This window comes from Candidatus Frankia alpina, from assembly GCF_902806485.1.
GTDB lineage: Bacteria > Actinomycetota > Actinomycetes > Frankiales > Frankiaceae > Frankia > Frankia alpina.
The window spans coordinates 1-24,072 of record NZ_CADCWT010000025.1; the positions used below are offsets into that span (position 1 = coordinate 1).

A 24,072-nucleotide genomic window follows, 5' to 3' on the forward strand; every position below is an offset into this window, starting at 1 on the left:
AAACGTTACCGGGAAAGGCTCAGCGTGCGCTGGCATTCGCGGGCCAGCGCCCCGTCGTAGTCGAAGAACGCGACGACGAGGTCCTTGAGGTGGGGCGGCTCCAGAGGCCGGTCTCCGACGACCGCGGTTGCCAGCTCCGCGGGCACAAGAAACTGTGCACACAGCGCCAACAGGAAGCGCCGAACCTGCGTCTCGCCGTCGACTGTCCGGAACAGGTCGGTAAGCATCGCCGAGACGACGCTCTCGGCGAACGCGTCCCCGCTCACCGGGCCGATCAGAAAGAAGTAGCCGCCCCGCTTTTCGACCTGCTGACGCACCCAGCCGAGCAGATGTGTTTTCCCCGTGCCGGCCTGACCCTGCACGACGATGCCCGGCGGCTTCCCGTCGCCGAGCCGCTCCAAAGCCGCGAGAATGCGCCGACGCGGCTCGACGTGGACGCCGTCGACGTGCACCGGCGAGTCGCGCCATACGTCCTCGAGTCCGTGTACCCAGTCCAACTTGATGGCGTCGAGCGCCTCCAGCTCGGCGCTCATACCGACCCGATCAGCAGCAGATGGTTGTCGTGCTCACCGATGCGGACCGCCGCTGCGCGGTCGGCGGCCGTCAGCGACTTCTGGTCCTCGTCCGGCACCACCCGCACATCGGGCTGTCGGGCCATCTGTCGCAGCACCCTGTCGACCTGTCTCCTGTCTACGCTTCCGAGCAGCGGTCGGACGTCGGCCAGCCGCACCCAGTCGCGAGCGTCGGTCGCCAGGCTGGCGTACGCCGCCCGGATCGCCGTCTCCAGGCTGGCAGGGTTCTCGATCCGATCGGCCTCCGTCGACGCCGTTGGCTCCTTCGGCGCAGAGGCCGCCACCGGCTGACCGGTCCCGGCCAGATCCGTCTCGGGCGAACCAGCGCAGCGCCTGTCGGGCAGCCCGGCGTACGCGCCGAGCACCTCGCCAATCGTTCGCTGCTCACGCTCAAGGAACCGAGCCACCCCCTCGGCGAACGCGAAGAAAACGCCGGCGGGCACGCTGAGCCTGGTGAACTCGGCACTTGGGGTCAGCTCCCGAGACGCCCTGTTCCAACCGGCGTCCGTCAGCTCGTGGAAGAGGACGTTGCCATGGCCGGGGATCTTTTCGCTGCCGACCAGGCCGAGATCGTTGAGGTGACGCCGGTCGTCGCCGACCAGGGTGAAGCCAAACCGGTTCCGCAGCTCGTTGTTGGAGATGGGTTGGTTCTGGGCAAGCAGAGCCAGCAGGATCGCTGCCTGCCGGATGGTGAGGGCCGTCGCGTCGTGGGTGGCCGAGCCACCGCGAAACGCCGAGCTGACGCGGGTCATGGGTTGGTTGCCTCTTCCGATGGTGTCCGGCGTGCCGTTATGCAGCGCTCGATCTGGTTGATGACGAGGTCCAGGTCGCCGAGAACCGCGTCGTTGGTGAACCGCAGGACGGTGAACCTCTCGAGGCCGAGTTCGTTGTCCCGCCAGCGGTCGCGTTCGTAGTGCGCCATTGCGCGGTGCTCAGGGCCGTCCACCTCGACGACGACCCGCTCGGCGAACCACGCCAGGTCGACGTAGATCAGCGCTGTGAGCGGTCCCGACCGGTGCGGCTGGTTCCAGGCCCTGCCACGCGCCCAGGCATGTCGGCTCAGCGCACGTTCGAGCCACTGCTCCGCTCTGCTCGCCGGATGTGGCCGTCCCCGCATCGCCGGTGTCGTCGCAGCCGGAGCCGTCGGTGTCGTCACCGCGGGCGGCACGCTGGTCAGCAGCGCCTCCTCGGCCGGCGTCTCCGGCGCGGCCGGCGACGTCGGCCGCGCCGGAATGGATGTGACCGGCGCAGCGAATGTGCCCGGCAAAGCGCGTGGGGATCGCGCAGTGGTCGTAGGTGGTGGGACCGGTGCTGCCGTCGAGCCGGGCGGGACGGCACGGGTGGACCGGTCGTTCGCGGGACTTAACGGGCAGGGCAAAGCCTGGATCCGGTCAGCGTGTGGAGCGTTCGGCTGCCCGGTCAGCCAGACACCGGCACGGCCCTGGTACGCGAACCACTCCAGTGCGTCCAGCAGCGCTCGCTGCTCGGCGGGATGCGATTCCTGCGCGGCCGGATCGACGACCAGCGCCAGGTGCGCTCGGCCAAACCCCGAGGCGATCGTCTGGGTGACCCCCACCGCCCGTATGTCCGGCGGAAAGCGGCTGGTTCGTGGCTGCGGTCCGCCACGCAGCGCGCGCTCGGCGAGGTCAGCCAGGTATCGCGACGAGATCCCCAACGTGTCGGCGATTCCCGAGGCGAGTTTCCGTACCGTCGCCGGTGCGGCTCCTCCGGCGGACTCGATCACCTCGCTCTCGGGCAGCCAAGCTGGCAGCATGGCCATTGCCAACGCCTCCAGCTCGTCAAGCAGCGCTTGCTGATGGGCGGGCATGGAGGCGTGCACGGGTGGGCGGTAGGCGACGGCGGCGGGCGCGTCGTCCGGCAGCGGGTCGAGTGCGCGACGCACAGCGGCGTCCGTCGTTCCCTTGAGCCAGGTCAACCGCGCGGTCGGCAACGCGGCTCAGGACGCACCAGGCACCGCGACTGCGGCGACCGATCGCGACGGCGGCGCTACCGCACGGCCGTCGGCGGGCGAAGCCGGAGCACTCGCCTCACCAGTGGGTGACGGCGGTGGCAATGATGGTGCTGGCGGCGGGATATGGGGGTCTCCGGCCGGCCCGCTGGAATGCGGCGTGGTCAGCAGGGCCCGCGAGGTGCGCGCGCCGCCGCAGGACTGGTTGGCCGGACGCCCTGCCTCACAGGTCTCGGATGTTCCCCGCCGGGCGAGCGCGGCGCCGGGACCGGCTGGGCGGACTGTGGGAGAGGCAGAAGCGCCGGCCTGCCCCCCGGCGGAGCCCGGAGCTGGCCTGTCGGTCTTGCCCGGGACGCCAGCCGGGCTGGGAGTGCTGGCCTGGCTGGGGGCGCCAGCCGGCCTCGGGGTGCTGGCGGGGAAGGCCGGCGCCGGCCGCATCGCGGACGCGGCCGGCGTCCGACGAGGGAATGCTGGTTCGGCGGTAGGCTTGGCGCGGCCGTCCAAGGCATGGCGAACGAGCTGAAGCAAGGTGTCGCGGGCGGACTCGGGGGAGCCGTCGAACAGGTCGATCGGCGCCAGGCGAGCCAGCAGGCCCGGCGCCGCGCACTCCTCGACGCGGATAGGCAGCAGGCGCCGGTCGGATCCGGACGGGTTCGCCGCGATGGCTGCCTGCCATTCGGGCACGTCGTCAAGGGAACGCAGGTAGGCCGCCGAGAGCACCAGAATCGTGCGTTTCGAGCCCACAATGCCCGCCTGGATATGCGAACTCCAGTTCGATCTCGGCACAAAATTCCACGCCTTGATCAAGACCCGATAATTCGCGGACTCCAGCTGCCAGGCAAGCCACTCGGCCCAGGCAAGGTCCGACGCGGAATAGGAAAGGAAAAATCCCACCGACCCTCTGGCGACACAAGGTTCACCCCCGTCCGGGCCCGCCCCCGTCTGCCGGCCCGCGTCGCAATTATTACATTGGCGGCAGGGGCGCCGCTCTGGTGGTGCGCTGTGTGCGCCCGGTGCGAGGTGTGGACGGGATCGGTGGAACTCCGACGGGCGAGCGAAGCGGGCACACGCCATCTGGAAGACACCGGGTCAATGCAGCTGACGGCCTCTCCGGCTATAGAGGCTCCGCCGGGTAGCGCGGACCCGCGTTCACCGCCGGACGATAGCGCACGCTCGGGGCTCACCGGACATCGTTCCTGGTTAGGCGCCGAATGGAGAACGGAGGGATGAGGATCTCACTTCGGAGCAGCGGTCCGCCACGCCCGGTGCAAGTAAATCGCGCGAACCGCGGCCACGAGGTGGTTCGTCCGTTGATCGACATCCGACCCGTGGATCGCCGACCTTACCGTCGCGCGGAGATGTGACGAATCCTGCTCACACGCTCACGGACTGTCGATTGTGTCCTATGTGTCGGCCACTGTCCGGGCAACGTCGACCAAGGTGATCATCGATGCCGATGCCCATCGTCAGGCGAGGTGGTGGCAGCTCGAGGACGATCAGTCGGAACACCATGTGCGGCTGATCGTGCTCGACCGTGGTCTCATCGAGTGGTTCTCGCGGTTCGACTGACGCCGCCAGACGCGCAGCTGGACGACGTCGAGTCCATGATCCCGTTCCAACTAAAGCGCCTTGTAAGCAATCTTGAACTCTCGGCGTGCTCGTCGAGCGAAGCGATTCTTTCAGAAGCTTCGCCGCCGCACTGGGCGCCGACCTTGGGGATAGCACAGCGGATTTCACCCACGACAGACGACCGCTTTGATGTTGGGACGCCCGGTGCGGGGCGGCTGGGTCATGTGTCTCGGAGCGCATGGTCGGGGTTCCCAGAGAGCGGCAGTGACCAGGACCTGAATCTGTGGTTCGCCTGACGCGCACTGCCGCTGTCGAGATGGCTGAGACCGGGTGGCGGTGAGCATTATGTATGTCGCGCGCCGACTACCGGCCGGCCGGTAGCAGCTCCTTAACCGTTTGACATGCGGTCCGAGGGCTGCATGTTTCGGTCTGGTCCTGTTCGAGTGACGGTACGTCGAGGGCGAGCGCCAGCAGCTGGGGCGAGAGCTCGAATTAGGCGTCGATCGAATCGAGAATCCGCTCGTGCATCAGGACTGCCAAAACGGTTCCTCCTCGATGTCGACGACAAGGCGACGGTTTCTTCGGACTACAGCCGGTCACAGGTAACGACCTGGGCACCGCCGTATCCTGGTCCTGGTTCACGGCCAGCCGGAAACACCCGCGAGGTACACAACCCATCCGGTCCCTCGACGACCTGGCCGCCGACACCTTCGACTCTGACGAGGAGCTCGACGAGTTCCTCGCGTTCACCTACGCCGAGCGTCGTCGCGACGCGCCGCCGTGCAGCCCGTCGTCCTGGACACCGACGTGGCCTCCCTGAGCCACAAGAGCAGGCTCAGCGGACCCGTGGCGACCCGTCTGATCGGCCGCCGGCCGCTGATCACGTTCGTGACCTTCGGTGAGCTCACCACGTGGACCGACCTGCGAGACCGGGGCAGCCGCCGACGTCAGGAACTCGCCGACTGGCTCTCCGCAATCCCCGTGCTCCCCGGCGACGAAGCAGTCGCCACCCTGGACCTGAAGGGCAACCTGTTCGCCGCCGCCTGGACAGGGACGAAGGGGACCCGTCTCATCTCATCTTGGCAGGTAGGGGGCCGAGCCTCGGGCGCGACGCAGCGAGCCGCGCGGTGTCCTCGGGAACCGCGAGCCGCGCGGCGACAGGCCGGTGACCCAGCCCGGACGCCGCAGCGAGCAGCGCCTGGCCGGCGACGCTGTAACCGCGGTGCGCCAGCAGGCCGGCGTCGAGCACGACGTGCGTGGCGCGGCGGCCGGCTGGTCGAGGTCACCACCGACAAGGCACCCGTCTATCCGCGGGTCCTCGACGCGCTACGCCCCGTGGTCTGCCACGTCGGCGCGCGGTGGGAGAACAACCGGATCGAGGCCAACCGCGGCCGGCTGAAAGCACGAATGCGGCCGATGCGTGGGCTGAAACGCCTGCGCTCCGCCCAGACGATCAGCACCAACACGCGCTCGTCCGGAACATCCCCCGCGGCCACTACGAACTCGGAACCGACACCGCCCCACGGCCGCGGTTATCAGCGGCGTTCACCGAACTCGCCCAAGCAGTCTGATCAACGCGGCCTCCCGGGCCTCGGTGTGCCGCGCCGACCGCAGACGCGACAGCGCTGGCGGAGGCTCGTCTGGTGTGACCCAACGACCCCGGCCTCCACCAAACCCGGGGCAGCTCAGTCCTGTGAACCGATCGCCTGTTCAGTCGAGGCAGAACTCGTTGCCCTCGAGGTCGGCCATCACGATGTGTCCGGCGTGCGGTGGAGTGGGCTCGTGGCGGTGTAGTCGGGTGGCGCCGTGGCCGACGGAGCCGCTCGGCCTCCTGCTCCAGCGCCGCCATCCGAGCCTCGCCCTCGAGCCCGGGCGCGGCTCGTACGTCGAGGTGAACGCGGTTCTTGGCCCGTTTGCCCTCCGGGACCCGTTGGAAGAACAGCCGTGGACCGGAGCCGGTGGGGTCGACCACCGCCGCGGCATCGTCGTGGCGCTCGGGTGGAACGTCCATCGCCGCCAGGGCCTGCTCCCAGGACGCGAAACCGGCGGGCGGTTCCTGCGGACGGTAGCCGAGGACCTCGACCCAGAAGGCCGCGAGCCCCGCCGGGTCTGCGCAGTCAAAGGTGATCTGGATGTCGCGGGTCATGCGTCCCCCGTCAGTGACAGCGGCCCGAGCAACTATGTGGGCGATGGGCCGTCTGGCCGTTTCGGTACTCGCACCCACCATGGCGACCAAGGTAGACATTCCCTCCGACAACTCCGCGGCGGCGGTGTTGGATTCCAACGGCATTCCCGAGCAGGTCCTGACCAGCCGGCCGGCCCTGGCCTACCTGGCTGGCCACCGCACCCGGCCGCCTGAGGTCGAGGATCAAGGAGCTCACACGAACCACGCCTTGATCACAATCGCATACGCGCCCGCAAACGATCGGCTGCCCGCGCGTTCAGCGCCCGGGGACGGCGCCGGTCGTGATGAGGGACTCGGCGGTTTCGACGATGGTGGTCCGCACGTCGCGGGTGGTCCAGCCGAGTTCGGCGCGCGCACGGGCGGACGAGGTGCGGGCCGGCGTGTCGAGGAGTGGCAGCGCGAGTCGCATGATGGGGTTGATCCGCGCGCCGAGCCGGACCGCCCAGCTTGGGATCGGCCGGTCCGGGACCCGGCAGCCGCGGGGGTTGTATTCCTGGGCGAGGATTCGGGCGATGTCGGCGAGCCAGACGGCCTCGGTCGACAGGATGTACCGGCGGCCCGCGGCGGCCGGTACCTGCAGCGCTAGTCGGTGTGCGGTGGCGACGTCGCGCGCGTCGACGGGGGCGAAGCCGAGTCGAGGCAGGGCCGGCAGCTGCCGGGTGAGCAGTTGTCGCACGACATCGACGGAGACGTTGGTCTCCGGGCTGTGGGTCGGACCCAGGACCAGACTCGGGTTGAGCGCGACGAGTTCGAGTCCGAGTCGTTCGGCTTCGGCCCACGCGGCCCGTTCTGCGAGTGTCTTGCTCTTGGCGTACGGCTCGCAGCGTTCGACGACCGACCAGTCGTCTTCGGTGCGCTCCCGCCCGTCGGACAGGTCGTGCCCGCTGCGGACGGCATCGACCGATGACGTCAGCGCGACCCGCCTCACCCCCGCGCGGCCCGCGGCTCGCAGCACGCGCAGGGTGCCGCCGACCGCAGGACGGATCAACTCCTCCTCGTCCTTGGGGCGGTACTTCGGGGCGGGCGAGGCGACGTGCTCGACGACCGTGACGCCATCGACGGCGGCGTCCCATCCGGCGTCGTCGAGCAGTGATGCCATGACGAGGTCGAGGCGCCCTCCGGTTCGTGCGGCGGCGGCGCGCAGGTGGTCGACGGGTGCGCGTGACAGGTCGCGGACCGTGCCACGGATGTCAAAGCCGTGGTCGAGCAGATCGATCGCACAGTGGCCGGCAAGGAAACCGGTCACGCCGGTGACGAGGGCGAGAGGTCGGGACATCGGCTGCACCGGTGGTGGGCCACGGCTATCTAAACGGTGCTCAGATCGCAGTCTAAGCAGTGCTTAGATGTCGGTCAAGGCGATAGGTCAAGGCGATAGACTGTGACGATGCGGCAAGGCGTCGATCAGCACACCGACTCGGACACCGACCCCAACGCGCGGCCGTACCACCACGGCGCGCTACGCGCGCAACTCATCGCCGCCGGACTGGACCTGGTGGCAGCGGAAGGTGTCGGGGCGCTGAGCCTGCGCAGGCTCGCTTGGGAGGTCGGCGTCAGCTCGGGCGCGCCGTACCACCACTTCGCCGACCGTGCGGCGCTGTTCGCGGCGATTGTCGTCGACGGACACGATCTGCTGTTCAGTCGGCTCGACGCCGTTCGGGCCGGCAGTTCCGACGCCGTCGCCGCGTTGCGCGAACTGCTCGTGGCCTACGCCAGCTTCGCCGCCGACCATTCCGCGCACATGCGCGTGATGCTGCGCCCCGAACTCGCCGAGTCAGCCGTGCACCCGGAGGTGACGGCGGCCGGAGCACGTCCGATCGAGCTGCTACGGTCGACCGTTCTAGCCGCGCAGGACGAAGGCGCTGTTCCTCCCGGCGACCCTGAGCCCGTGCTGCACATGATCTGGTCGCTGGCGGTCGGCTACGTGACGCTGTGGCTCGACGGCCCCGTCGAGGCCCGCTGCACCGCTCTCGGCACGACCCCCGACGAGATGATCCGCCGTGTCGCTTCGACCGTCGAGGCACTGCTGCGACGACCGCGAGCTTAGTTTGATCTTTGTAGGCGACGGAGGTCCCCACGGTCGGCTGATCGCCACGATGGGGTCTTCGACGTGCACCGGCGTGGCTCGGCCCAGAACCCGGCCGGGCAGCTACCCGGCCGGGTCGGCGCAGACCTGGTGGCCGTCGCGGTCCTCACGATGGTGCTGAGGGACGTCCACTCCGGCCGCGAGGACGGGTCACCCCGAGACGACGACTCCACCGGAGAAACATCGCGTCGGATGTGATAACATTTAGTTATGATAATGCGGGTGGGGATTCGGGAGATTACTCGGCAGACGTCCAAGATGATCCATCGAGCCGCGGCCGGGGAAACCGTACTCATCACCGAGCATGACCAGCCGATCGCGATGCTCGTCCCCCTACCCGACACCGGTGATCCGGCCGTCGACGAACTCATACGTGAGGGCAAACTGACGCCGGCGAGCAACCCGGGAGGGATCGCGGCACTGCTCGCGATCAGGCCGGCCACCGCGACTCACGACGGCGACACCGCCGAGGTCGTGTCCGAGCTACGCGAGGACCGCATGTGATCTACCTGGATAGCTCGGCGATCGTCAAGCTGGCTCGGCAGGAGGCCGAGACCGACGCGTTGCGGGCGTGGCTGGCGGCGAATCCGAAACCGTTGGCCGCGTCCGCGCTGGCACGGACCGAAGTCGCCAGGGCGCTCGTTCGCAGCGAACCGGCGGCCCTGCCGGTGCTGCGCGCGGTGCTCGCCCTGCTCCACCAGAAACCCATCACTGATGCGGTCCTCGACGCAGCCGCACAGCTCCCCGGGATGACATTGCGCAGCCTCGACGCGATCCACCTCGCCACCGCCGAAGAACTCGCGCCCGTGCTCACCTGGTTCGTGGTCTACGACAAGCGGTTGGCGCAAGCCGCCCGGGCGCGCGGTCTGCCCGTCGCGGCGCCAGCCTGAGGTGTAGGGCGACCTGGCCAATCGGGGTGTCCCGCTGCAACGCGAGGACTTCGCCGGCGGGCGAGTTTCCGCCGGGCGCCCTCGCGATGGCGAATCATCACGATGTGGCTGGGAACAGTAGCAGTGAGTTGTTGTCTGTGCGGTCGATCCGTGGCCGTCAGGGAGATGCGATGAGCGCCTCGATCGGATCAGCGGCCAGAGCGGCCAGTGACCCTGCCTCGGGCCGTCCTGCCGCGACCGACGAGGCGCGCGCCGCCTTGGCCGCGCAGGGCGCGCCGGGGTTGGCGGTGCGGCGGGTCGACGACAGCTGCCCGCTTTCGCTGTGGCTGGCCTGGCCCGGCGCCGGCCCGCCGCTGGCCGACGTCGTCCCGATGCTCGCCAATCTCGGCCTGCGGGCCGAGGACCAACATCCTCTTGAGCCAGCCGGCTCGGGCGATGGGTGCGCAACCGGCGATACCGTCAGCGTCGACGAGTACCGGATTCTCGGCCCCCCCGAGCTGGCCACCCAGGCGTTGGCGCAGGTCGGCGAGCTGGGCGAGACGCTGAGGGCGATCTGGGCGGGGCGGGCCGACAGCGACCCACTCGACCGGCTGGTGCTGACCGCGGGGCTGACCGCCGGCGAGGTTGCGCTGCTGCGGGCCCTGCTGCGGTACCTGCTGCACGCCGGGCTGCCGCTGAGCGAGGCGTACGGGCATCGGATGCTGACTGCGCGCGGGTCCTTCGTGCGGGACCTCGTCGCGCTGTTCCACGCCCGGATGCGTCCCGGTGCCGAAGACCCGGACGGCGCCGCGGAACTGGCGGCCAGCCTTGACCGCGACCTGGACACGGTCGCCGGCATCGATGAGGACCTGCTGCTCACCCGCCTGCGCGACGTCGTCCTCGCCGTCGTGCGCACCACCTACTACCTGCCGGGCGAGGCGCTCGCGGTGAAGCTCGACCCAGGCCGGCTGCGGTGGTTGCCGCGTCCCCTTCCCGCGGCCGAGGTCTTCGTGAGCACGGCGCGCTTCGACGCCCTGCACCTGCGCGCCGGGCTGGTCGCCCGCGGCGGGATCCGCTGGTCCGACCGGACCGAGGACCTGCGTGCCGAGATCGCCGGGCTGATGAAGGCACAGCGGGTCAAGAATGCGCTGATCGTGCCCGACGGGGCCAAGGGCGGCTACGTCCTGCGGCGCCCTCCGGACGACCCGCGGCGGCGGGAGGCCGAGGGCCGCGCCTGCTACGCGGCCTTCATCCGCGCGTTGCTGGCATTGACCGACAACCGGGTCGACGGGGTCACCGTCCGCCGGCCCGGGCTGGTGTGTCACGACGGCGAGGACAGCTATCTCGTCGTCGCGGCGGACAAGGGCACGGCCCGGTTCTCCGATCTGGCGAACGCGATCGCCGTCGAGTCCGGCTACTGGCTCGGCGACGCCTTCGCCTCTGGTGGCCGGACCGGCTACGACCACAAGGCGCTGGGGATCACTGCCCGGGGCGTCTGGGAGTCGGTGCGGCGCCACTTTGCCGAGCTGGGGGTGGACGCCGACGGTGAACCGATCACCGTCGTCGGGATCGGGGACATGTCGGGGGACGTGTTCGGCAACGGACTGCTGCAGTCGGACCAGTTGCGCCTCGTCGCCGCGTTCGACCACCGACACCTCTTCCTCGACCCCGACCCCGACCCGGACCGCTCGTATGCGCAGCGGCGGCGGCTTGCGGCGCTGCCCGCCAGCAGCTGGGACGACTACGATCGGTCGGCGCTGTCCGCCGGTGGAGGAGTGTTTCCGCTGTCGGCCCGACGGGTCCCGCTGTCCCCGCAGATCCGTGCACGGCTCCGGGTGGACGCCGAATGCCTGACCGTGGACGAGCTGATCCGGTCGATCCTGCGTGCGCCGGTCGACCTGCTGTGGAACGGCGGGATCGGCACCTGGGTCAAGGCATCGCGCGAGGACCACCACGCGGTCGGCGACAAGGCGCGCGACCGCCGCCGGGTCGACGCGTCCGAACTGCGTGCGAGAGTCGTGGCCGAGGGTGGCAACCTCGGCCTGACGGAGGCGGCCAGGGTCGAGTACTGCCTGGCGGGCGGCCGGTGCAACACCGACTTTATCGACAACTCGGCCGGCGTCGACTGCTCGGACCGCGAGGTGAACCTCAAGATCGGTCTTGCTGCCGCCGGCCGCGTGCCTGGTCCGATCGGTGGGAGCTCTCCGGGCACCGCCCCGGTGGACCCGTCTGGGCGGGACGATCTGCTGGCGGCGGCCACGGACGAGGTCGTGCAGCTGGTCCTCGCCGACTCTGCCCGGCAGGTGCTGTCGCTGAGCGTCTCCGAACGGCAGGCCGCGGTGTCGGTCGAGGGCATGGCTCGGCTCACCGGTCACCTCGTCTCTGCGGGCATCCTCGACCCGTCCGTCGACCCCGTCCCGGACCAGGAGGTGATGCGCGCGCGGATGGGCAGGGGCCCGGTGCTGGCCCGTCCCGAGATCGCGATCCTGCACGCCTACGGCAAACGCGAGGTCTTCGGCGAGCTCGTCGGGTCGGAACTGCTGGCCGAGCCGGCGACCGCCGAGGCGCTGGACGCCTACCTGCCGGCCACGCTCCGTCCCCTGATCAGCCCGCGGTTTGACCGGCATCCGCTGTGGCGGGCGATCGCCGCATCCCAGCTCGCCAATGACCTCGTCGACCGGGTCGGCGCCGGCTTCCTGTTCCGGCTGGAGGAACTGACCGGTGCGCCGCCGGTTGACGGTGTTCGTGCCTTCCTCATCACCCGGGACCTGTTCGGGCTGGCGTGGGTCTGGGAGGCGGTCGACGGCCATCACCAGCCGGCCGCGGGAGCGCCCCGCCGGGCCCGCCGCCGTGGCGACGTGCCCGGCGGCGACCGGGTCGACGCCGCCGTCGAGGCACTGCTGCGGTGCCGCATGCTGCAGGAGTATGCGGCCCAGTGGCTGTTGCGGCGGCGGCCGAGGCCGCTGGACCTGACCGTCGAGACCATGCGCTACTACGACGGCGTCAGCGAGGTGGCGATGGCGCTGCCGGAGACGCTGCGCCGCCTGGGCGCCCGGGAGGAACTTGACGCCATCGAGACCGTGCGGCGTCGGCTGCTCGGCGCCGGCTTGCCGCTGCGCGCGGCGGAGCAGGTCGCGAGGCTGAAGGTGATGGTCAACGTCCTCGACATCGTCGACGTGGCGCTGCAGCACGACATCGCGGTGACCGAGGTGCTGACCGCGTACTTCGACCTCGGCGTTCGGCTCGGGCTGGGCCGGCTGACCACCCGTATCGTCGACCGGCCCGGGGACTCCTACTGGGAGACGATGGCGAAGGCGTCGCTGCGGTCGAAGCTTGCCAGCAGCCATGCCCAGCTGGTCGAGGCGCTGCTGGCGAGGGCGGGCGGCGATCTGGACGCGGCGGTCGAGCGGGCCGCCCGCAGCGGTGGCGCCAGCCGGGTTCGCGCGGTGGTGGACGAGGTGGTGGAGGCGCCGGAGGTCACCAGTGCCATGGTGGCCGTGGTCGTGCTCCGGCTCGACGACCTGGCGGACCTCGTTCCCTGACGGGAGCGCGCCGCCGTGCAGGACGATCAGCGGGGCTGGTGTGACCGCCGCGCCGCGCACCATTCGGCAGCCTTTCGTTACAGGTGCGTGAGGTCGATCTTCGCGGTGAAGGGTGCCGTGGCCTCGATCACTCCGGTGTGAACGTCGCCCACTCGGTAGGTTCGCTCGGCCGGGTCGAGCACGTAGGTGTGTACAAGCGGGACGCCCGCGGCAGACTGTTCGATTCGCCAGTAGAAGGCGATCCCGGCGCGGGCGTACTGCCCGGGTTTGAGGATGCGGTCGGTGCTCTCGGAACCCGGCGAGACGACCTCGACGACCAGCAGCACGTTCTCGGGATGCATCGGCGCGCTGTCGATCATGCTGGTGCGGTAGACCACCACGTCGGGACGGCGGGTGGTGAGCGGCACGTCCTGGAGCCGGACGTCGAAGTCCGTGTCGGCGTTCCAGTCGGCCCTCCCGGCCGCGTCCAGGGCGTTCGCGACGAGTCGGGCCAGCCGGTTGTGCCGTGGGGAGGCGCTGGGGGTCACAACGACCATCCCATCCACGATCTCGATGCCCGAACACTGCTCCTCGGACCAGGAGTCATACTGCTCGGCCGTGATCTGCTGGTGCATCCAGGCGGGCGCGACCATCTCCGCGCTCATGGCGCACCTCCCGGAACCAGCCTGGGGACCCAGCCCGCTCGATGTAAGGGTAACGCCGCCGGCTCGGTGGGCGAGTCTAGGCTGAGCGGGTGGTGACGGCGTATCTGGCGGCTTTCGCGTGCGCTGTCTGCTACGGCGTCGGTTCGATCCTGCAGAGCATCGGCGCTCGCCGGACCGCCGCCGCCGGCGGCCTTGATCCTCGCCTGCTGGTGCGGCTGGCGGCCCAGGCTCCCTATCTTGTCGGGATGGGGCTGGACCTGGTCGGCTGGCTGTTCTCGCTGGTCGCGGTGCGGACCCTGCCGTTGTTCGCCGTCCAGGCGATCCTGGTGGCCAGCGTCGGCGTGACGGCCGTGCTGGCGAGAATCGTCCTGCGGGGTTCGGCTGGACCGGGCCCAGGTGGCCACCCTGGTCGTCCTCGGGCTCGGGGTGGTCCTCCTCGCGGCCACCGCCGCGCCGGGAAAAGCGAAACCATTGGGGTCGCTGTCCGTGGCCTTGATCGCGCTCGGCCTCCTCCCGACCGCCCTGGGCTGTTTCTGGGCTGGCCGGGCGCTGGCCGGCGAGCGCGCCGTCCTCGCCCTCGGCGGCCTGTCCGGTCTGGCGTTCGGCGCAACGGCGCTGTGCGCTCGCGCGCTGGAGGCCGACCGGACCGTCGTCGATGTCGTCACCGATCCGTTGTCCTGGGCGTTGCTCGTATACGGGGCGATCGGCATGATCGCTTTCGCCGCTGCCCTGCAACGGGGCTCGGTCACGCTTGCCATGGCGGGGCAGGCGACGGCGGAGACCATCGTCCCCGCGATCGTCGGGTTGACCCTGCTGGGCGACCACGCCAGGTCCGGCAGTGGTGGGATCGCGACGACGGGATTCATCGTCACGGTCTCGCGGCGGCATGGCTCGCCGCCCACAGTCGCGTCGAGCCCGCCGTGCCAAGCACCCCGGCGGCCGGCTCCCGAGGACCGAACTGTGACGCCCGCGAGCGTTCGGGCCCGACCCCGGAGCCTCCGTACGCTGAAGGTCTGTTTCATGACGACAAGGAGCACGAGCCAGTGTCGACCGCGTCTGCTTTCTCCCCGCTCGATTCCGCCGCTGGCGGCGCGCGCATGCCCGCGATCTACGCCACCCAGGGCGCCCCGCCGCTGATCGACCATCCGCACTGGACCGCCGAGCTCGCCGCCTGGGGCCGGGCGCTGCCGCGTCCCCGGGCGATCCTGGTGATCTCCGCGCACTGGGAGCAGAACCCGATCGCGTACGGGGCGACGACCACGCCCGTCCCGCTGTACTACGACTTCTACGGCTTCCCGGAGCGCTTCTACCGGCTGAGCTTTCCGGCTCCCGGGGCCCCGGATCTCGTGGCCGAGGTCGCCCGCCTGCTCGGCCCCGGCCAGCCGCTTGTCGAGCAGGCCGACCGCGGGCTCGACCACGGTGCCTTCATCCCGCTGATCTACATGTACCCGGACGCGGACGTTCCCGTACTCCAGATCTCCCTGCCCACGCAGGACCCGGTCGGCCTGCTGGAGCTCGGCCGGCGGCTGGCGCCGCTGCGGGACGAGGGCGTGCTGATCTTCGCCACGGGTCTGCTCACCCACTCCACCGGCCACGCCGACCTGTCGAACCCGGACAGCGACCCCCATCCCGACGTGGCCGCCTTCGACGCCTGGGTGGCCGACGCGCTCGGCCGCGGCGATCTCGACGCCCTGGTGCACTACCGCGACCGCGCGCCCGGGGTACGCCGGGCCCTGCCGAGCCAGGAACACTTCGTCCCGCTGTTCGTGGCCCTGGGCGCCGCGCTCGACATCCCCGAGCCGGTGATCTTCCCGCACCACGGCTTCTGGTACGGGAACTCGATGCGTTCGGTCCAGTTCGGCGCGGTGGTGCCGGCTGACGTGCCCGCCTGACCCGCCGCGGGCGGCGTCAGCGCGGCGCGGCGGTGCGGACCTGGCGGTGCAGGTGGTAGAGCCAGGGTGGGATCGTCGCCTAGAACACGATGATGTTGCCGACGACGACCCCCTTGGCGCCACCGACGAAAAGGCCCGTGACGGGGCAGGCGAGCAGGAACGGCACGAAGAACAGGTTGATCCAGAAGGTGAGCCGGGTCTTGCCGAAGGCGTAGAGCACCGCGGCCGGGCCGACCGCGAGCCCCGGGCCCACCTGCGCGACGACGGCGAGCAGCAGCAGGTCGCGGGTCTCGTTCCAGGTGTCGCCGAGCAGGGCCGCGCCGAAGTCGGTGGGCAGCAGCATGAACGCCAGTCCTCACAGCGTGCTGGAGACGACCACGAGCCCGGAGACCAGGTAGGCGCCGCGGATGACCCGGCTGGGCGGCATGTGCTTACGCCGAGAGAACTCGGGGATGGCGAAGCTCATCAACGCGACGGCCAGGTTCGTCGTGGGGGCCAGCAGGGTCTGCAACCCGCGCAGGGCGCCGACGAGCGAGGTGGGAGCCGACCGCCCCGATGATCAGGGTGGACGTCTGCTGGGCGCCCTGCAGCGAGATGAACTCCGCGGTCATGAAGCCGGTCGTCTCGCGGTGACCGGTGAACCACGCCAGCGCCCGCTTCGGATCGGGCCAGGCGTGGTGCTGCGCGACGCCGACCAGCGCGGCGAGGGCCGCCGCCGCGCCCCAGACCAGGACCAGTGCCACGGCGCCGCCGCCGGTGGCCGAACCGGCGGCGAGCAGGCCGACGCCGACCGCGAGCCCCGCCGCCCAGACGAGGTCGTTGCCGACGGCGAGCAGTGGACGGCCCTGGGCGAACGAGGCGTAGCGCCAGGCGTCCTGCACCAGCAGCGCCGGCATGACGACGCCCATCGCGACCAGGTTCAGCCCCACCGTGCCGTGCAGTGCGGCGCCGACGAGGACCAGGACCACGCCGACGGCGGCGCCGAGCACCAGCGCCGTGCCGGCCGTGGCCCGCACCGCCTGAGCGGAATGTCGACGCCGGGACGTCGCGTAGCTGATCCCCAGCGGCGCCGTCCCGGCCGCCCGGGACAACCCGACGACCATCGCGAAGATCGTATAGGCGATCGCGAACGCGCCGAACTCGCTCGAGTCCACCCGGCGGGCGATGATGAAGTTGATCGCCGCGTTGGTGCCACTCGACACCACCTGGTCGCCGACCGTGACCAGCGCGTTGATCCGGCTGCGGGACCGCGACGGCGCCGCCGCGGGTTGCTGCGGGGGTTCCTCGCGAGTTAGCTCACGGGCGGCGACGCTGGATCAGGTCGTCGAGGCGTTCGAGGTGGTATTCGGGGCGGTCGAGCAGCTGGGAGAGGTCCAGGTAGCCCGGGCGGTCCAGGTGCCCGGGGTAGTGGTCGCGGTGCCGCGGCTGTGGCACCGCCTCGTCCGCGCAGGTCGCGTGGTCCGTGCCGAGCCTCAGGTCCTCATCCACGTCGAGTCGGGCCCCCGGCCTCGTCCGATCCGTCAGCGCGGCTGCGCCCATGCCGGCGCCGACTCTACCGTGACGTAACTGTCATCTTTGGGTAAGCGGGCGTGCACGTTGGCGCCTCAGTGCAGCGCGGCCACGATCGTGCGGGTGTTGTGCTCCTCCATCTGCAGATAGGTGGCACCGTCGGAACCGGCGGGGCCGAGGGTGTCGCCGTACAGCGAGTCCTCGCCGGCCTCGACCCGAACGCCGGCCTCGTCCGCGATGGTCCGCGCGGTCCGTGGCGGCAGCGAGGACTCGGAAAAGACGGCCTTGGTGCCCGTCTTTCGGATTTTGTCCACGATGTCCCTGATGTTCCTGCCGGACAGCTCCGCGGCGGTGTCGAAGCTCGGGATGATCGAGCCGACGAAGGTGAGGCCGTAGCGGTCGATGTAGTAGCCGAAGGCGTCGTGGTTGGTGACCAGCTTGCGGTCGGCGGGCGGGATGGTGGCGATCTGACGGCGGATGTCGCCGTCGAGGGCGTCGAGCCTGGTGTCGTAGGCGACTCGGTTGGCGTGGAAGTAGCCGGCGTTCGCCGGGTCGGCCTGGGCGAGCCCGCGCTCGATGTCCGCGACCATGATCTTGGTGTTGAGCGGGTTGTGCCAGATGTGCGGGTCGCCGGCCTTCTCTTCTTCGTCCCCGTTGCCGGAGCGGATGGTCACGCCACGGCTCGCGTCGACCCGGACCCCGTCGAAGCCGGCGGCGCCGACGGCGTCGTCAAGCCAGCTCTCCAGCCCGACGCCGTTCTCGACCAACACCCGGGCGTCGCCGACCGCCTCGAGGTCGGCCGGGGTGGGCTCGTAGTCGTGCGGGTCGACGTTCGGCTTCAGCAGCTGGGCGACGCGGACCCGGTCGCCGCCGAGGACCCGGGTGAAGTCGGCGGTCTGGCTCGTCGTCGTGACGACCGGCAGCCGCTTGTCGGCGGCCGCGGCGTCGGCGTCGGCGGAGGACGAGCCGCAGCTGGCTGCGAGAGCCGCGAACAGCGCCAGGCCGGCCACGAGCCGGGTGGAGGTGGAGCGGGGGAGGGGGATGTGGGGCAAGGGATCCTCACTTCGCAGAGTGGACGCTCCTGATGAAAACGATTCCGAAAACGGATGTCAATAAGTCGCTCGGCGACGGTCAGCGGATGAGCGCGGGCTGCTGTTGGGTGATGCAGTGCACGCCGCCGCCGTGACCGAAAATCACCCGGGCGTCCACCGGTTCGACCCGGCGGGTGGGATACAGCCGGGCGAGCAGGTCGAGGGCGTCGGCGTCGCGGGGGTCGTCGAAGACGCCGGCGACGACCAGGCCGTTGGCGACGTAGTAGTTGAGGTAGGAGTAGCCGGCCGGGCCCCCGTCGACCTCCAGCACGGTCGGCGCCGCGATCTGGACGACCTCCAGCGGGCGGCCGGCGGCGTCACGGCTCGCCCGCAGCAGCGCGGCCAGCTCCCGGGTCGTCGCGTGGTCGGGATGAGCCGGGTCGGGCTGGCTGTGCACGGCGACGAGGCCGGGCCGGACGAATGCGGCGACGACGTCGGCGTGCCCGCGGGTGCCGAACCGGTCGTAGTCGCGCGCCACCCCCCGCGGCAGCCAGATCGCCCTGGTCGTGCCGAGCTGGGCGTGCAGCTCCGCCTCCACCCGGGCGCGGTCCCAGCCGGGATTGCGGTGCGGGTCGAGTTGGACCGTCTCGGTCAGCAGCACGGTGCCGGCGCCGTCGACGGCGATCCCGCCGCCCTCGTTCGTCAGCGCCGAGTGGCGCACCGCCGCGCCGGCCCGTTCGGCGACGGCCGTGGCCAGCAGCCGGTCCGCGGCCCAGCTCGCCCACTGCTGGGCGCCCCAGCCGTTGAAGATCCAGTCGACGGCGCCGAGATGCCGACCGCCGTCGATCGTGAACGTCGGGCCGCTGTCGCGCACCCAGGCGTCGTCCAGCTCGATCTCGATCACCGTCACGGTGGGCGGGACCAGCCCCGCCGCGGTCGCGCCCTGACCCGGGGCGGCGATCAGGGTGACCGGCTCGTGGCGGCCGATCGTCGCCGCCACCCGGGCCCAGGCGGAGCGGGCCGCGGCGAGGCCGGGGGAGCCTTGCGCGCCGAAGGTGTCGTTCGGGGGCGGGAACGCCATCCAGGTCCGGGTATGCGGCTCCCATTCGGCTGGCATCCGGCGAGCGGTGGGGACGGCGGGCACGCGGGCCATCATCGCAGGCCCGATGCTCGCCACCGGTCCCTGCGGCCGTGAGAGCATCGGGGCATGCTGACGATCACCAGCATCGGGACGCCCGCCTCGCCGGCCCGGGTGGCGCCGCCGGCGCGCGCGCCGTTGCGGATCGGGGCGGTGCAGCACCGCTGGCATCCCGACCCGGCGGAGCACGCCGCCGCGCTGCGGGCCGGCGCGCTCGCCGCGGCCGAGCTCGGCGCCCAGCTCGTCTGCTTCCAGGAACTGACGCTGTCGCGCTACTTCGCCGACGTGCCCCCGGTCGACCGGCCACCGGTCGGCCAGCCAGCGGGGGGCGACCCGGCGGGGGGCGGCGCCGGACCCGCCGCGTTGGCCGAGAGCGTCGAGGACGGGCCGACGCGCACCCTCGCCGCCGGTCTCGCCGCGGAGCTCGGCATCGCGGTGCACATGTCGCTGTATGAGCGGGCGGACGGCGCCGACGGGCTGGGCTTCAACACCGCCATCGTCGTCGGCCCGGACGGCGCGCTGCTCGCCCGGACCCGCAAGATGCACATCCCGGTCACTGCCGGTTACCACGAGGACCGGTACTTCCGCCCCGGGCCGGCCGGGGCGGACAGCTTCCCGGTCGTCGAGCTGCAGCAGGGCCGGTTCGGCTTCCCCACCTGCTGGGACCAGTGGTTCCCGGAGCTCGCCCGGGCCTACTCCCTCGCCGGCGCCGATGCCCTCGTGTACCCGACGGCGATCGGATCCGAGCCCGATCATCCCGACTTCGACACCGAGCCGCTGTGGCACAGTGTGATCGTCGGTAACGGGATTGCCAACGGGACGTTCATGATCGCGATCAACCGGATCGGGACCGAGGGCGCCCTGACCTTCTACGGCAGCTCGTTCATCAGCGACCCGTACGGCCGGGTGCTGGTCCAGGCGCCCCGCGACGTCCCGGCGGTGCTGGTCGCCGATCTCGACCTCGACCAGCGCAGGGACTGGCTCACCCTGTTCCCGTTCCTCACCACCCGCCGCCCCGACGCCTACCGGGGGCTGGCCGAGCCGCGCACGGGCGACGTCGACGGGTCGTAGAACTCCGGGTCGCCGAGCCTCTGGACTTCGCGGCGTGCAGGCGTGAGACGCCCAGCGCGGTTCGAGACGGCTCAGCGCTCGGCGGTCAGGGACGCCAGCGCGTGGGCGTACCGCTTCGCGCAGTACGGCGCGGGATGGATGAAGTCGACGATGCACCGGTGGCCGTCGAGCTCGGTGTTGAAGGCCATCGCCGGATGAATCGCCCGCGCCGCCCGCTCCGAGTAGCGCACCCGGCCCGCAGACTCGTCGGCGAGCTGCCGGTACAGGTCGTTGAGCCGCACGCTGCCCAGCATCCAGCCTGGCAGTCGGGAGGCCGGCGTCGTCCAGTCGACCTGGCCGGACGTGCTGTTGAACGAGGACGGTACGGCCGCCGCCAGCACGATCCGGGTCACTCTATGGCGCAGGTACCAGTCGATCTGCGCGGTCAGCTCGGCCCGGTAGGTGGCGATGAGCTGGGTGCCGACGAGGCCGCCGGGGTTGTTGCCGTTCCAGTTCAGCACCACGGTCCGTGGCCGGTCCGCCGCCGCCAGGTCGCCGGAGATCAACGGCGAGGATGCGTCGGCGTAGACGCTGGGGTCGAGTCCCGGGTAGCCGACGAGATGCACCGGGCCGGTGTCGGTGGCCCGGGCGGCCACGGTGACCAAGGAGTCGCCGACCACCAGGGCGGGTTGCCGAGGCCCGCCACCGCCGCCGCCCGGCCGGCCGCCGCCGAGGAACGCCGCGACCGACAGCGCGGCCAGCACGACGACGGTCAGCCACGGCCTGGCCCCGCCGCGGGCGGCTTCCGGAGCGGGCGAGACAGGCCGACGCGTCCGGGAATTCGACTCCGGCCGCGGATGAGAAGATCCGCCGTGCGCGGATCGGCGAGGGTTCGACGAAATCTCGGGACCTTCTTTCCGTCCGGGGCGTCGGTAGCCGTTGCCGAGATGTTTCCCTTGGCGATTACCCCGGAGCGTCCCGATGAACCGGTTGATAAAAGCCCGCGCGGCGCCGGCCTGGCGGAAAGGGGTCCGCTCAGCGGGGGGAGCGGCTGCGCTGGGCGTTCAGCGTCGCCACCGTCGGGACCAGATCGCCGATCGTGGTGAAGTCGGTCGCGAGGAACGTCGGGGTGAGCCCGGCCTGTTCACAGCGGCGCAGGTGGGCGAGTAGAACGGGTTCCCGGTTGACCGCGTCGGCGTCGGGCCGGCCCGGATCGTCCCCGTCCACCCAGTGGTTGACAAGCAGCATCTGCGCGGTGCGCGAGCCGCGCCCCACCCGGCAGGTGAACTACGTCGGGGAGGGCACGTCGAACGGCGTGTCCGCCCCATACCGGAAGAACCGCCGGTACCAGCTCTTCGGGACGTCCGCGTTCTCGGCGAAGACCACCAGCCGGCGGTCGGTCGCCACCAGGTGCCCCAGTGTCGGCCAGCGTCCGTGCGGGTCCGCGGGCGGCGTCACGATCCGGTGCAACAGCCCGGCCCGGCGGACGGCGGCGATCACCTCCCCGGGCGGCACGGAGTCCTGCAGGATCAGCGTCACGACCTCGGACGGGTTGCGCGCCAGCCACTCGTCGATCGAGTGCAGGGCCGTGTCCAGGGACAGCGAGCCGAGCTGGCACACGCTGTGGCACAGCCACAGGCCGGGCCGGGTGGAGCGGGTGCCCCGGACCAGCGGCTCCAGCGCGTCGCGTTCCCGCGGGCGCAGGCGGGCGAGGAAGGTCTCCACCTGCATCGGCGTCGTCCAGCGCTGCACGTCGAGCAGCAGCGCTCGCACGCCGGTGTCGAGCTGGCCGACGAGGTCAGGGTCCTGCGTCGCCCCGACGAAGTCGTCGGCGCTGGAGGCCATCGCGTTGTGGCTGGCGGCGTAGACCGCCTTGTCGTAGCGCAGGGCGCACAGGGCCCGGCTGCCGTTGCAGCTCGCCGCCTCCCCGCCGAAATGTGCCGGTGTCACCAGCCACGAGGAGCTCAGCAGCAGTGCCGCGGACAGCGCCAGGGCCACCGAGCGGCGTCGGCGCAGCGGCCACCGTCGGCGCCGCACGAGCAGGCCGACGAGCCCGAGCAGGCACCCGGCCAGCACCACCCCCGCGGCCACCTGTTCCCACTCGGTGCGAATCCGGTCGATCATGGTTCCCTGCAGGTCGTGCAGCAGGTTCCGCACCCGCAGGGGCAGGGTCGGGTTGGCGCTGATGATGCCCGCGGTCGGGTCGCCGACCAGGGTGGGCAGCAGCAGCCCGAGCAGCAGCGCGGTGGCCCCGCCGATCACCATGCCCCCGGCGACCAGCAGCATCGTGTCGCCGCGCCCGCAGCGGGCGTGCTGCGCGGCGAGCAGGACCGACAGCACGGCCGTGGCCGCGAGCAGCGCCCCCAGGGTCACCGTGCCCCAGCGGCCCAGTGCGTGGAGCGCGTGCAGCAAGCCCACGCCGGCCGACTCGTGCGCGCGGGCCAGCGGGGCGCCCAGGTCGAGCTGGTCGCCGGCCAACCGTCGGCGCAGGTCCGTCAGGGCCGCCTCGTCGCCCTGGAACAGCATGGGCCCGACCACGGCGAGCGCGGCGGGCACCTTTCCCTGCCGCAGCAGTCCGCCGACCCGGTCGCGGACCCGGGCCCGCTCGACGGCCGGGAGCCGGGCCAGCAACGCCGAGCCGATCTGGTCGGCCTGCTCACCGGTCAGGTCCATCGTCGGGATCCCGGCGGGACGGCGTCCCTGCGCCATCTGGTCGAGCCCGCCGACCAGGATGCCGGTGACGGCGGCGACGTCATGGGCCTGGAAGGTCGGCGTGCCCGAAATCTGCCCGGCCAGGTAGATGGTGGCGAGCTTCGCGATCGCCGCGAACATCGGGCGCAGGTCGACGCTGAGCGTCAACGTCGGCCGCTGGCCGCCGAGATAGCCCGAAATCTGCGAGCTCAGCGTGTTCACGGCGCCGCGCACCGCCGAGGCCGGTGCGACGAGGCGCAGGCTGTCGACGACGACGTCCGCAGGGACGGGCACCCCGGCGAGCAGGTCCCGGGTTACCCCGGCGACGGCGGGGTCGGCCAGCACCTCGTCATAAAGCCGCCGGTAGACGTCGGTGTCGTCCACGGCCTGCCGGTAGTAGCCGGCACGCTGGACGGTCAGGTTGGTCGTCAGCGCCACGACGGCCACCGGCCAGCACAGCAGCGCGGCGATCAGGGCGAGGACGATCCCGGCCCGCGCGCGCCGCCTGGTGGCGGGGAGGACATCGAGGCGGCGCACCGTCGGGACATGCCCGGTCGGGATCGCCCCGATGCCGCCACGGCGCCGGGGTCACACTTCGCATCTCATCGGTGGGTCAACCGGCCACCCCGGCTGGCTGCCCCGGCTGGCCACTTTCGGCTGGCCGCCCTTGGCCGGCCACCCCGGCCGGCTACCGCTCGACCTGGGTCTTCAGATCGTACAGTGCGGATTCGACCAGCTTGTCCTCCGCCTTGCGACGCAGCAGGCCGGGGATCGGCACCTTCAGCTCGACCGTCAGGTCGTAGGTCACCTCGGTGCTGCCGTCGCCGAGGTCGGTCAGCGTGTAGCTGCCGTCCAGCGTGCGCACCCGGTCCGACTCGAGCATCGTCCAGGTGACGGAGGTAGGGCCGGCCCAGTCGTAGACGAGGGTGTAGTCCTCCTTGCCGAAGGTCGTCTTTGCCTGGAAGCGGGCCTTCGCGGGCAGGCCGGCCGGCGTGGTCTCGATGACCTCCGCCGAGGTGAGCGCATCCGACCAGTCGGGGTATCGGCTGATATCGGCGACGACGGCCAGCACCGCCGCGGGCTGCGCCTTGATGACGATCGTGGACGAGACGTGATCGGCCATAATGGCAGGTCCTCCACATATTCCGGGTACGTACGGGATTCGGCGGCAACTGTTTGTGGCAGCACGGCCGATCTTTCCTGTCGCGAAACGGAACGTATAAGAACCTGATGTATCGGTAAACATAAAACACCCGAACGTGTGGAGTTGCGACCGGCCGCGGGTGTTCGACCGGCCACGCGCGTAAAGGCGGCTTTGGTGCGATGGC

The 24,072-nt window shown here is 71.0% G+C and carries 24 protein-coding genes and 2 pseudogenes; 9 read left to right on the forward strand and 17 right to left on the reverse strand.

Annotated elements, in window-relative coordinates:
- Positions 1–5: 5 nt before the first annotated feature.
- From G6R25_RS05180 to G6R25_RS26235, 4 genes are read right to left on the reverse strand one after another with little or no spacing between them, the layout of a single operon-like run.
- Positions 6–533, reverse strand: a complete 528-nt coding sequence (locus G6R25_RS05180) for an ATP-binding protein (protein WP_235826430.1) — start codon at positions 531–533, stop codon at positions 6–8.
- Positions 530–1,324, reverse strand: a complete 795-nt coding sequence (locus G6R25_RS05185) for a hypothetical protein (RefSeq protein WP_136449272.1) — start codon at positions 1,322–1,324, stop codon at positions 530–532. The genes G6R25_RS05180 and G6R25_RS05185 overlap by 4 nt, the downstream gene beginning before the upstream one ends.
- Complete coding sequence (locus tag G6R25_RS26230) at positions 1,321–2,475, reverse strand: DUF559 domain-containing protein (protein WP_235947466.1); 1,155 nt, start codon at positions 2,473–2,475, stop codon at positions 1,321–1,323. Before G6R25_RS26230 ends, G6R25_RS05185 begins: the two co-directional genes overlap by 4 nt.
- Positions 2,476–2,529: 54 nt before the next feature.
- Entirely contained in the window at positions 2,530–3,615 is a 1,086-nt protein-coding gene (locus tag G6R25_RS26235; RefSeq protein WP_235947469.1) for a toll/interleukin-1 receptor domain-containing protein, read from the reverse strand.
- A gap of 366 nt (positions 3,616–3,981) precedes the next feature.
- On the opposite strand from G6R25_RS26235, the gene G6R25_RS28675 reads away from it, so the two are divergent.
- The gene (locus tag G6R25_RS28675; protein ID WP_268904093.1) at positions 3,982–4,110 is read left to right on the forward strand and encodes a hypothetical protein; all 129 of its coding nucleotides are present in this window, start codon (positions 3,982–3,984) and stop codon (positions 4,108–4,110) included.
- A gap of 1,069 nt (positions 4,111–5,179) precedes the next feature.
- Here G6R25_RS28675 and G6R25_RS05195 read toward each other — a convergent pair.
- Positions 5,180–5,359 carry a hypothetical protein gene (locus G6R25_RS05195; RefSeq protein WP_163552079.1) on the reverse strand — a complete coding sequence of 60 codons (180 nt, stop codon included), beginning with the start codon at positions 5,357–5,359 and terminating at the stop codon, positions 5,180–5,182.
- Between G6R25_RS05195 and G6R25_RS05200 the strand changes: the two are divergent.
- Positions 5,329–5,681, forward strand: a pseudogene (locus G6R25_RS05200) (DDE-type integrase/transposase/recombinase); the annotation flags it as partial. The gene G6R25_RS05195 and the pseudogene G6R25_RS05200 overlap by 31 nt on opposite strands.
- Positions 5,682–5,820: 139 nt before the next feature.
- On the opposite strand, the pseudogene G6R25_RS31250 reads toward G6R25_RS05200, so the two are convergent.
- Together G6R25_RS31250 and G6R25_RS05210 are read right to left on the reverse strand one after the other, a co-directional pair.
- Positions 5,821–6,256: pseudogene (locus tag G6R25_RS31250) on the reverse strand (VOC family protein).
- Between the two features lie 295 nt (positions 6,257–6,551).
- The gene (locus G6R25_RS05210) at positions 6,552–7,571 is read right to left on the reverse strand and encodes an NAD-dependent epimerase/dehydratase family protein (RefSeq protein WP_163552080.1); all 1,020 of its coding nucleotides are present in this window, start codon (positions 7,569–7,571) and stop codon (positions 6,552–6,554) included.
- A gap of 108 nt (positions 7,572–7,679) precedes the next feature.
- On the opposite strand from G6R25_RS05210, the gene G6R25_RS05215 reads away from it, so the two are divergent.
- From G6R25_RS05215 to G6R25_RS05230, 4 genes are all read left to right on the forward strand, one after another.
- Positions 7,680–8,339: a TetR/AcrR family transcriptional regulator gene (locus tag G6R25_RS05215; protein WP_235947490.1), complete on the forward strand. Its 660-nt coding sequence runs from the start codon at positions 7,680–7,682 to the stop codon at positions 8,337–8,339.
- A gap of 297 nt (positions 8,340–8,636) precedes the next feature.
- Complete coding sequence (locus G6R25_RS05220; RefSeq protein WP_136446901.1) at positions 8,637–8,882, forward strand: type II toxin-antitoxin system Phd/YefM family antitoxin; 246 nt, start codon at positions 8,637–8,639, stop codon at positions 8,880–8,882.
- A complete protein-coding gene (locus G6R25_RS05225; RefSeq protein WP_163552083.1) occupies positions 8,879–9,268 on the forward strand; it encodes a type II toxin-antitoxin system VapC family toxin in 390 nt (129 codons plus the stop codon). The genes G6R25_RS05220 and G6R25_RS05225 overlap by 4 nt, the downstream gene beginning before the upstream one ends.
- 170 nt (positions 9,269–9,438) lie before the next feature.
- Positions 9,439–12,789, forward strand: a complete 3,351-nt coding sequence (locus G6R25_RS05230) for an NAD-glutamate dehydrogenase domain-containing protein (RefSeq protein ID WP_163552084.1) — start codon at positions 9,439–9,441, stop codon at positions 12,787–12,789.
- Positions 12,790–12,866: 77 nt separating this feature from the next.
- Here G6R25_RS05230 and G6R25_RS05235 read toward each other — a convergent pair whose 3' ends face one another.
- Positions 12,867–13,421 (reverse strand): Uma2 family endonuclease, encoded by a 555-nt coding sequence (locus G6R25_RS05235; protein WP_205446877.1) that lies wholly within the window; start codon positions 13,419–13,421, stop codon positions 12,867–12,869.
- A gap of 408 nt (positions 13,422–13,829) precedes the next feature.
- On the opposite strand from G6R25_RS05235, the gene G6R25_RS05240 reads away from it, so the two are divergent.
- Complete coding sequence (locus G6R25_RS05240; protein ID WP_163552086.1) at positions 13,830–14,570, forward strand: hypothetical protein; 741 nt, start codon at positions 13,830–13,832, stop codon at positions 14,568–14,570.
- On the forward strand, positions 14,531–15,325 hold the full coding sequence (locus G6R25_RS05245) for a dioxygenase family protein (protein WP_163552087.1): 795 nt from the start codon (positions 14,531–14,533) through the stop codon (positions 15,323–15,325). Before G6R25_RS05240 ends, G6R25_RS05245 begins: the two co-directional genes overlap by 40 nt.
- A gap of 79 nt (positions 15,326–15,404) precedes the next feature.
- On the opposite strand, the gene G6R25_RS26240 is transcribed toward G6R25_RS05245, so the two are convergent.
- The 5 genes from G6R25_RS26240 to G6R25_RS05265 form a co-directional block, all read right to left on the reverse strand.
- Complete coding sequence (locus tag G6R25_RS26240) at positions 15,405–15,668, reverse strand: hypothetical protein (RefSeq protein ID WP_235947472.1); 264 nt, start codon at positions 15,666–15,668, stop codon at positions 15,405–15,407.
- A gap of 88 nt (positions 15,669–15,756) precedes the next feature.
- Positions 15,757–16,527 carry an MATE family efflux transporter gene (locus G6R25_RS05250; protein WP_235947474.1) on the reverse strand — a complete coding sequence of 257 codons (771 nt, stop codon included), beginning with the start codon at positions 16,525–16,527 and terminating at the stop codon, positions 15,757–15,759.
- A 94-nt stretch (positions 16,528–16,621) separates the two neighbouring features.
- Positions 16,622–16,813 (reverse strand): hypothetical protein, encoded by a 192-nt coding sequence (locus G6R25_RS05255; RefSeq protein WP_163552088.1) that lies wholly within the window; start codon positions 16,811–16,813, stop codon positions 16,622–16,624.
- Between the two features lie 116 nt (positions 16,814–16,929).
- The gene (locus G6R25_RS05260) at positions 16,930–17,886 is read right to left on the reverse strand and encodes a metal ABC transporter substrate-binding protein (protein WP_163552089.1); all 957 of its coding nucleotides are present in this window, start codon (positions 17,884–17,886) and stop codon (positions 16,930–16,932) included.
- Positions 17,887–17,965: 79 nt separating this feature from the next.
- Positions 17,966–19,066 (reverse strand): agmatine deiminase family protein, encoded by a 1,101-nt coding sequence (locus tag G6R25_RS05265; protein ID WP_235947476.1) that lies wholly within the window; start codon positions 19,064–19,066, stop codon positions 17,966–17,968.
- Positions 19,067–19,072: 6 nt separating this feature from the next.
- Here G6R25_RS05265 and G6R25_RS05270 point away from each other — a divergent pair, with 6 nt between their 5' ends.
- Positions 19,073–20,074, forward strand: a complete 1,002-nt coding sequence (locus G6R25_RS05270; RefSeq protein ID WP_163552090.1) for a nitrilase-related carbon-nitrogen hydrolase — start codon at positions 19,073–19,075, stop codon at positions 20,072–20,074.
- Positions 20,075–20,145: 71 nt separating this feature from the next.
- Here the strand turns inward: G6R25_RS05270 and G6R25_RS05275 are convergent, their stop codons facing one another.
- From G6R25_RS05275 to G6R25_RS05285, 4 genes are all read right to left on the reverse strand, one after another.
- Positions 20,146–20,817, reverse strand: coding sequence for a hypothetical protein (locus G6R25_RS05275; protein ID WP_235947480.1), 672 nt, complete (start codon positions 20,815–20,817; stop codon positions 20,146–20,148).
- A gap of 271 nt (positions 20,818–21,088) precedes the next feature.
- Positions 21,089–21,301, reverse strand: coding sequence for a PI-PLC domain-containing protein (locus tag G6R25_RS26245; RefSeq protein WP_235947483.1), 213 nt, complete (start codon positions 21,299–21,301; stop codon positions 21,089–21,091).
- Positions 21,302–21,340: 39 nt separating this feature from the next.
- Complete coding sequence (locus G6R25_RS05280; protein WP_235947485.1) at positions 21,341–23,281, reverse strand: phosphoinositide-specific phospholipase C-related protein; 1,941 nt, start codon at positions 23,279–23,281, stop codon at positions 21,341–21,343.
- A gap of 151 nt (positions 23,282–23,432) precedes the next feature.
- On the reverse strand, positions 23,433–23,867 hold the full coding sequence (locus G6R25_RS05285) for an SRPBCC family protein (protein ID WP_163552091.1): 435 nt from the start codon (positions 23,865–23,867) through the stop codon (positions 23,433–23,435).
- Between the last annotated feature and the right edge of the window lie 205 nt (positions 23,868–24,072).